5 protein-coding genes are annotated in these 8,891 nt (G+C 35.8%); 1 reads left to right on the forward strand and 4 read right to left on the reverse strand.

The features are described 5' to 3' along the window. Nucleotides 1-120 precede the first annotated feature (120 nt). Together F6K13_RS07365 and F6K13_RS07370 are read right to left on the reverse strand one after the other, a co-directional pair. Nucleotides 121-1,095, reverse strand: coding sequence for a hypothetical protein (locus F6K13_RS07365; protein WP_287287119.1), 975 nt, complete (start codon nucleotides 1,093-1,095; stop codon nucleotides 121-123). 18 nt (nucleotides 1,096-1,113) lie between these two features. After that, entirely contained in the window at nucleotides 1,114-3,315 is a 2,202-nt protein-coding gene (locus F6K13_RS07370) for a dynamin family protein (RefSeq protein ID WP_287287120.1), read from the reverse strand. Nucleotides 3,316-4,262: 947 nt separating this feature from the next. Here F6K13_RS07370 and F6K13_RS07375 point away from each other — a divergent pair. Then, the gene (locus F6K13_RS07375; RefSeq protein ID WP_124147447.1) at nucleotides 4,263-4,811 is read left to right on the forward strand and encodes a flavodoxin; all 549 of its coding nucleotides are present in this window, start codon (nucleotides 4,263-4,265) and stop codon (nucleotides 4,809-4,811) included. A gap of 998 nt (nucleotides 4,812-5,809) precedes the next feature. Here F6K13_RS07375 and F6K13_RS07380 read toward each other — a convergent pair. Together F6K13_RS07380 and petJ are read right to left on the reverse strand one after the other, a co-directional pair. Then, nucleotides 5,810-6,739: a tetratricopeptide repeat protein gene (locus F6K13_RS07380; protein ID WP_124147448.1), complete on the reverse strand. Its 930-nt coding sequence runs from the start codon at nucleotides 6,737-6,739 to the stop codon at nucleotides 5,810-5,812. Nucleotides 6,740-7,554: 815 nt separating this feature from the next. Continuing rightward, a complete protein-coding gene (gene petJ, locus F6K13_RS07385; protein ID WP_124147449.1) occupies nucleotides 7,555-7,899 on the reverse strand; it encodes a cytochrome c6 PetJ in 345 nt (114 codons plus the stop codon). Nucleotides 7,900-8,891 lie beyond the last annotated feature (992 nt).

Raw genomic sequence — 8,891 nt, forward strand, 5'->3', positions numbered from 1 at the left:
CAATAGGGGACAGTCTACAATATCTTGGGTGTCATTATCAAAATTAATTTCTTTCCACTGATAGTCGTCATCTTGCGAAATTCCACCGCTTTGAACATAAATCCTTTTCATAGTTTACTCCTATTTAATATCTAACCAATTTTGTCCTTGTAATACAGTAAAACCAGTAGTAGTTTTGCATCCTTGAGAAGACTGAATAATTGCTGATTTAAGATGTTCATTCATTCCCAAAAACTCTTGAAAAATACCAGCCAAACCTAACCATCTTGATTTTTTTTGAGCCAGATGTAGCTTCAAAACAAATCTTAAAAGATACCGCAAAGGCTGATCGCTATCTTGAGGATCATATTCAACTTCGTTACTAATTTTACGAAAATAAAAATGTGGTCCATCCTTTTCGATCTCAATTCTAGAGAAAACAACCGTTCCCACAGTCTGAACAGGAGTAACTACACTTGTTACCCAAGGATTTAGATTTTCCGCGCCAAAAAGAGAAAGCAGATCGGCATATCCCTCTTTAATACTTTTGAGTAGACTGGTAGCATCTTTTGTGGTCTGCATATACTTCTCACACCTGACTGGTGCAAATATCACTAGACGTGGTAATTTCATTTCTTGGTAAACACTTGCAAACAAATCCTTAATTTGCTTAGGCCGATTTTGAAGTTCATGCCACTTTCCTTTTACTTCCATTAGTGCAGGAGTATCAATCGCAATCAAAATTGCTACAGAATTTTCTAGAAGTTTCGTAACAGATTCTTGTTGCTCTTTTGTAGCTTTACTGGAAAGCCAAGTACCAGGAAAGTCTTGAAAGTTTAATCTTAAAGATGGTTTGGCTCCCTTCTTTCCTAGATCAAAAATATAAGACCGAAGTTCGCTATCGCCCTCTAATCCTCCCGTTGCTTCAAAATTGTCCACTAATGCCTTCAATTCCCCTAGACGTTCTTGTAAAATAGCACTACTTTCTTGATCGGGTGTGAGTTGTAAGCCAGTCTGACCAATAGTTTTACCGAACTGCTCATACATAGCTGTCAAGAGGCTAGTTTTACCCACACCCCTAGCTCCCATCATCGCAATTTTCAGTTCTTGTACCATTTTAATCTCCTTACTTTATTAACTAATAAACTGCATTGCATCCAATTGATTCGCTTGATTTACAGACTCCACTGCTGCCAACCAATCTTGTCTCAACTTAGTACGTTCTCCGAGTAATTCAAATTCTTCTGGCCAGACGGCAGAACGCTCTTGATTTAGAAAGATACGCCATTCAATCTTTACTCCTTCTGCTCTAAGTACGCGATCGAGAAATTCTTCAACAATTGCAAAACCAGCTTGAGAAGGTTCAGAAAGTAAATCTTCTAAGGCATTTTCACACTCAAAAACGGCTTCGCTTTGAAGCGTTTTCAGGCTATTCATTATTTCTTGAGCTGATGAAGAGCTAGAAAGTTTAAGTCTCTTTTTATCTGGAGTCATACCATCCAGACACTTACGAATTCGGTGCTGCACAAATCCGCGATAAGACAGCTCAAACTCTGCCAGAATTTTAAAGCCATATTTCAGTTTGCTGGGTTCCCCTTCAATGAGTTGCTCTGGGAGTAAGGTGGCGATCGCTTCAAGAAACTCTGCTCCTCTTGCTTCAGCCAAGTTTCCTAAACGCCCTTTTTCAACAAGCACCTCTGTTACCAGAGATTTAACCCGATTTAAAGAACGCTTTAAACCTTCATCTAAAGAGAGGAATTTTTGTGACAAGTGAGCGCGGACTTCATTGAGATAATTATTGTAGGCATTTTCATAAGATATCTCTTCATCTCGCCTAATATCTATCTCTTCTAGGGATGATGGAATTCCTGTATCATCTCTACACTCCTGGAGAGCCATATCTACGGACTCCTGAAAGTCGCGGTCGTATTTATCTACTTCTTTACTTAAACCCCTTAACAACCCTTCAAGACCACTGGTAAGTTGTTTCCAAATCTTCTCAAACAAGACTTCAAACTGTGCTGTTTCTGCTGGTTGTCTTGCCAGTCCCAAAGCATTTTTCGCTTTCTCTACCTCTGCATTTACGGTACTTTGAATTTCTTTCAAACGCTCTTGACAAGAAGAAGCATACTCCCGGTCGAGAGAAGTAATATTTGCTGCTAAATAACTCAGAACTCGATCCAAAATCTTTTCATTAGCTTCATCTGGGTTTGCACAGTCAGCGATAACCGACTCAGAAACATTAATATGCTTATTTCCCAGGTCTGCTGCTAATTGTTCACATAGAGAAGAGTTATCACCTAAGCGAGAATTACTATCTGTTCTATTAAAAACCATAAAAGACCATTTTTCTAAGGGTAGGTCTACCAAAGCAGAACGAGCAATATCATAAAGACTTACATCTACATCACCTAAAAAGTCACGACCAACATTTGGTCTTCGGACAAAAAGAACTAAATCAATATCCTGACTTAGTGTATTAATTAGTCTTTCTTCATCTCCAATTCCTGTATCGCCTAGTCCTGGAAGATCGACTAAAGCAATTTTCCCGACTTCAGTATTGGGGAAATTACAAGTAATTTTAACTTCTTTAACTGCCAAGTAATTATGGTATATTCGTTGTCCTGCAAGATTATCTTGAGCTACATATTCCCGAATTTCATCTCTAGTAATTCGACGGGGTGAAGATTCCTGCAACAGGTTTCGATATTGATCGAGATGAGTATGATATTTTCGTAAGTGTTCATATTTAGCCTCAACTACTGCACCTTTTTGGTTTTCAGGTAGTTTTGGTAAAGCATTACTAGCAAATTCGTTTAAGGTAATTGGTTTTCCTCCCAATTGTAATTGATTGTAGTAAGGCATTATCACCTCATCCAAAAACGAGCGCTCGGTATAAAACCAAACTTCACCAGAAGTTTCAAATTCTGCATTATGATGAATTGTACTGCGGACTCCCGTGCAATGCTGGCCACTGCCATCGGGAATTTCTGCTGCCGTTAGTCCAGTCAAACTTTGCAATAACCTACTTTTACCTTGTCCTGCTCGTCCAACTACAGCAATATTGAGAGTATCACGAGAGAAGCGAGTTTTGAGTTTGTAAAGAGTACCTAACTCGCTAGAAATATTACGTTGAATGGGAGATGTATTAATTTCCTTAAGTTGTCCAATTACTTTTGGATCGTCTACTTTATCAACTAACTCATCCCGATAATTTTCAAGTTTGTTAAGTGCTGAAGAAAGCAATTCTAGATTTTTCTTAACACCTTCAATTTTGTTTGCTAGAGGCTGACGCTGTTCTATGATAGCAGTAATTTGTTGGACTCTTGTACTCATAATTTTTTTGATAATCTAGTTAGCAATACCCACAGGCGAATCAAGAAACCTGGTTTTTTCCTAGATGTCTATTGTTAAAATCAACGATTTCTCCTAGAAACCGAGTTTCTTTACATTTTTTGATATAGTAGAATTCTAACTTTTGAAATTATCATCAGCAATAGTAGTATTTACCTAATCAAACTGATTTTTTATTGCGGTCGAATATGAAATTACATTAAGCAATATCAAATCAGATTAAGTTCGTTTAATTAATAATTAAAAGATCAGGACTTACGCAGCAAGCGCCATATCTAGTAGGGGCGAATGGCATTTGCTAACGCAAAGCTCCGCTTTATATGTTGCGGAGCAAAACGCCCTCTACAGATAGCGTATTGCCTAAGAATTTGCGTAAGTCCTGAAGATGTTTCTACAATAGTATTCTGCACCAATCACGCGATCGCACTCACAAGAATACTTTTTTTCAATCAAAATTAATCTTATTGAGAGGCTTTATTAATTAGTTAGAGTTTATATAAAAGCTCAATATAATCTTTAGAACTAGAATTTGTGGAGTATATATATTTCTATTATAAACTAAATCAAAAAAATTATCAACTACAATTGATACAGATTTCCATTAATTTACCCGATATATTCAGAATATAGATAGGGTTGATACAAAAATTCCTTTCTATTCCGGGGTTATTTGAAGAGTAGTCTCTAATTATTAATAAGGCGAATGGTATTCGCCCCTAGAGTTAAAGAAATAATTGCTTACTTTATTGCAACTACTTCTTATTTAGCTGAAAACGAGACTAATCTATATTAGGAATTTTAAGCAAGAAAATTCTACAAATAACTTGTATTAATTACCGAAAACCCTCAAAAATCTGGGTCGAGCTAGTGAAATTTTTTGACTCACCAGATTTTATGAATTTTACCAAAACTAATCAGGAGTGTTGATTATGGCAAAAATTGGTATCTTTTATGGTAGCACATCTGGCGTAACTGAAGAAATCGCTGAAGCATTGCGCGACAAATTCGGCGAAGAAATTTGCGATCTTTATAGTATGGAAGAAGATTATGACGAATATAGTCAACTTCTTGATTATGATTATTTATTATTGGGTTGTTCAACTTGGGGTGCTGGGGAAGTACAGAATGACTGGCGCGAACCACTTTTTGATATGGATATTGAAAAGCCTGATTTTACTGGAAAAACTATTGCCTTGTTTGGTGCAGCAGATCAAGTCGGTCATGGAAAGCACTTTGCTGGCGCACTGCAGCTTATGTGTGACCACTTCGAGAAGCTTGGTGCAACTATAGTGGGAGAGTTTCCTCTTGAAGGTTACAGTTTTGAACATTCTTCAGCAGTGCGTAATGGTAAATTCGTGGGTTTGCCAATTGATGAGGTTAACCAAAGTGAGTTAACTGAGGAAAGAATTACTCAGTGGGTTGAAGCATTACGCCCCATTTTTGTAGGCACGGAAAGTGCTGTTTTGATACCTGCTTAGATATTGAAATTTGAAGGTTGATATTAAATCTGGCTAACCATCTACGCTAAAGTTGTTACGAGTTGTTTAGAATAAATTCCTAAATTTGAGTATTTTTCGACTTCAGTAATAGCAACTTTTTAGCCGGAAATAGTAATATCTATCGCATCGTATGAAAATTTGTTTTGTTCGCATCTAAGTTCATCGTTCATCTCCTTTGGAGTTGGGGAATATTCCTCAACTTTTTTTTTGAATATTGATGTTTGCATTAAAGTGGATAATTTTCTCTTTAATGATGGATGCTCAGGAGAAAGTATGATTTTTTTAGTTGAATAAAAAGTCATGCTTAGGGGCGAACGACTCCTAATATATAAATTATCTCACAACTTTTTGGAAGATGCAAGGCAAAAAAAACTTTGCGCCTATTGAGCTTCACAAAATGATGATTTGGAGGCTGAAACGATTATTTTCTGTATTTCTGGGGTGAGCCTAGCATTCTATAGAAACCCTGTTTGTCTTTTTGTCAAAGTGGATAGTTTTCTATTGTTGATGGTCTGGAGAAAGCCCGGTTTTTTGCGTTGAATAAAAAGTCATGTGTAGGGGCGAACAACTCCCAATATATAAATTATCTCACAATTTTTTGGGGGATGCAAGACAAAAAACTTTGCGCCTATTGAGCTTCACAAAATGACAATTTGGAGCCTACAGCAATAATTTTCTCTTTAGTCTTTTTGTCAAAGTGGATAGTTTTCTATTGTTGATAGTCAGGGGAAAGTATGGTTTTTTGAGTTGAATAAAAAGTCATGCGTAGGGGCGAATAACGCCCAATATATAAATTGTCTCACAACTTTTTGGAAGATGCAAGACAAAAAAAACTTGCGTCGCCGTTCTAGAGCTTCACAAAATGATGACTGGAGGCTGAGGCGATTATTTTCTCTATTTCTGGGGTGAATTTTGTGAGATTTCTATAGAGAGAGGTTGAAAAATCAAGTGAGACCATGAAAAATTCAGTAGTTATATCAAGCAATAGCAGTTTGATTAGACGATAGGAGCCATGTTTGTAGTTTATTAATCAGAGCTTGAGTGTGATGATAAGCTACCATATCTCCTCCATCGCAGAAACATTTTGCTGCAGCTTGCCAATCTTGAATTGCTGCTTGATAAAGTCCCTGGTGGTGGTGTAATAGTCCTCGGTTTAAATAAGCTTGAGCTTCATGGGGATTAAGTTGTAGAGTTTTGCTAAAATCTTCCATTGCTCCTTCTATATTTCCCATCTTGCTACAGACACAACCTCGGTTTAAATAAGCTCTGGAATTATTAGCATCAATATTAATAGCATAAGAAAAATCTGCCATTGCCTTGTGCATTTTTTTTGACATTAAATATGCTAGACCTCGCTCATTATAGATATCTGCTCGATCAAAATTATTGTCTTGCTTGGTCTTTGCTAAAACTAGGTTATAGTCCAATACAGCTTTCTGATAATTTTTCAGTTCAAAATTAGCTAAACCTCGATTATATAAAGCACGAAAATCGTTATGATTTTGATTAAGGACTTTGGTATATTCTGCAATGGCCTGTTGGTAATTACCAATTTTGTAGTAAGCTAAACCGAGATTAAGATTTGCTTCAATATTATCTGGATTAATTTTTACTGCTTGGATACAGTCAGCGATCGCTTGCTGGTACTTTTCCCACTGAAGATAAACTAAGCATCTATTACTATAAGCACTGGCAAAGTTAGAATTAAGTTCTATTGCTTTGGTGAAATTATTAACTGCTTGTTCATAGTTTTTATCTTGAGTATTAGCTATACCTTCGGTGAAAAATTTTTGATAAATTCCGCTTTCTGAGCTAGCAGTTGCAGTTTTCATTGGTGGGGAGAATGAAGAAAAGATTACTGCAAAAACTATGCCAATACTTAGTATAAATCGATAAAAGTTGTTCATAATATCTGTGAAGATTGATAATAGTTATTGGCGATAATAAGCTATGGCTTTAACATTACAACAGTTTTCTGGTTGATGAGGTACAAAGTTTTATTGCTCTAGGCAACAGGCAACAGGCAACAGGCAACAGGCAACAGGCAACAGGGAATATAGGAATAAATAGTCTTATAGCTGTACCTCACTATCCTAAAAAGTGCTGTAAATGCTAATTATCCTCCAATAGTTTTTATTACAACTGATTATTCGATATCTATCTAAATTTATTATATTTATTTCAATATTAGGCGTTAGTGAATTTAGCTATGATTTTAGTACTGAGGGAATAGGGAATAGGTAGATACTTTAAATACAAAGTCCCTACAGATTATTTCGTTTACGGGTTGCTCGGGAGTAAGTAATGAAAGGAGTATTCATAATTCTTATGTTGATTACGGTTATTCCAAATATCTTAATTCTTATGTTGATTCACCAACGCCCAATATTAATATTGGGGTGAACATCTAGAGCAAACTCAGCAGTTTCTTTCGCTCTAAATTTTCACCCCAACTAACTATTTAAAGAAAAATTTATTAGGACGAGAAAATTTTCAATTGTGAAGTAGAAAATTATTCTCGCTAATACTTTAATGACTTACATACACAGAAAGCGGGTGCGTATGTGTAGACTTTTGATACTTTTTGAAGACAGTCAGAACTTTCTGAGAAACAGAAGCAATTTTTGATTAAACAATAACTACTTTGTTTTTATGACTGTTGATAGTCACCGAACAAGTCCACTCGAACTTATTTCAAGATGAAGCTAATTTTTTATCTAAATTATTTCCATTTGTCAGCTTGATCTACAACATAAGCGACAACATCTTCAATATCATTAGGTTTTAGACGACCTTTGAAAGCTGGCATTGCTCCCTTACCATTTGTGACTTGATAGGTTACTGCTGCTACACTATCTTCTTTAAAACCTTTGAGATATTTTGTTAGGGCATCGGTTTTTAGAGTTTTCGGAGCCATGATTGTATTGCGACCACCCAAATGGCAAGCGTTACAATTACCTTGAAATATCTGCTTTCCATGAGCTAAGTCTGCAGCTAAAGCGGGGGGTTGTACAGCAACAACAAAAAAAGTTATGGCCAATACCACAATTGATAGTAATTTCTTCAATTTTGTTCTCCTCTCTCAATACAAATACAGAAAATTATTAAATCTGCGTTTTTGATTGTAAATTACGCCTCTATATTAAGTCAAACGACAAGCTGTCAAACATAAAAATCAAATTAATCACGATCAAATAGTTTTGAATGCTACATTTTTAATTTGTGCTGATACTTTAAAGTGCTTTATAGTAGAAAGAACTAATGAAGAATAAAGAAGGAAAGTAAGCATTCAGCCATCAGCATTCAGCCATCAGCTATTGCTTTTAGTTTGATATAAAAGCTTTACCGAAGAATTAATAATTAAATAATTAAATAATTAAATAATTCGCGCCTTGAAGCCTCCTCTTTCAAGGGGAAACAAGAAAAAATTTTCTTTTTATCAGGAAAGGCAGAGGGCAGGAGGCAGAAGGCAGAAGGGAATTATCATTTTCTTTGTGGGTTTAATACCCCACCGTCAACGGGGGTGTTCACGCATTACTTGGGGGAGCGAATCCCCATGTAATTTTCCTCCTGTCTCCTGTCTCCTGTCTCCTTCTTCAATCAATCAATTCCGTTTTAGGGAGAGGTAATTATCAATTATCAATTATCAATTATCCATTATCCATTATTGAATAATTTATCATAATTAAGGTATGAAAGTAGGTTTATAGGGAATAGAAAATACCGAAGTTGGAAATAGGGAAAAGTTAATATTAACAAGTAGTTCAAACAATCCAAAATACAAAATACAAAATTATTAAATCATACCCACCCATCAGCAACGCCCAGAATTTATACTTACTATAAAAGCTGGCTGAAACAGCCTATATTCATTAAAAATCTGTTATCAGAGCTGAGAGCAGACAGCGAGCTAGCTGAATGCTTACGAAGGAAAATTCTTACGTTGTCTGAGCTTTAAAGTTTTTAACTGTCCTAAGCTTTTTTTTCGACTGCTATTTTAATAATAAAAATAATTATTCTCCCCCTAAAATATCTAAATCACAAGAATTAATTGTTGAA

The organism is Okeania sp. SIO2B9 (genome assembly GCF_010672505.1).
Taxonomy (GTDB): Bacteria; Cyanobacteriota; Cyanobacteriia; order Cyanobacteriales; family Microcoleaceae; genus Okeania; species Okeania hirsuta.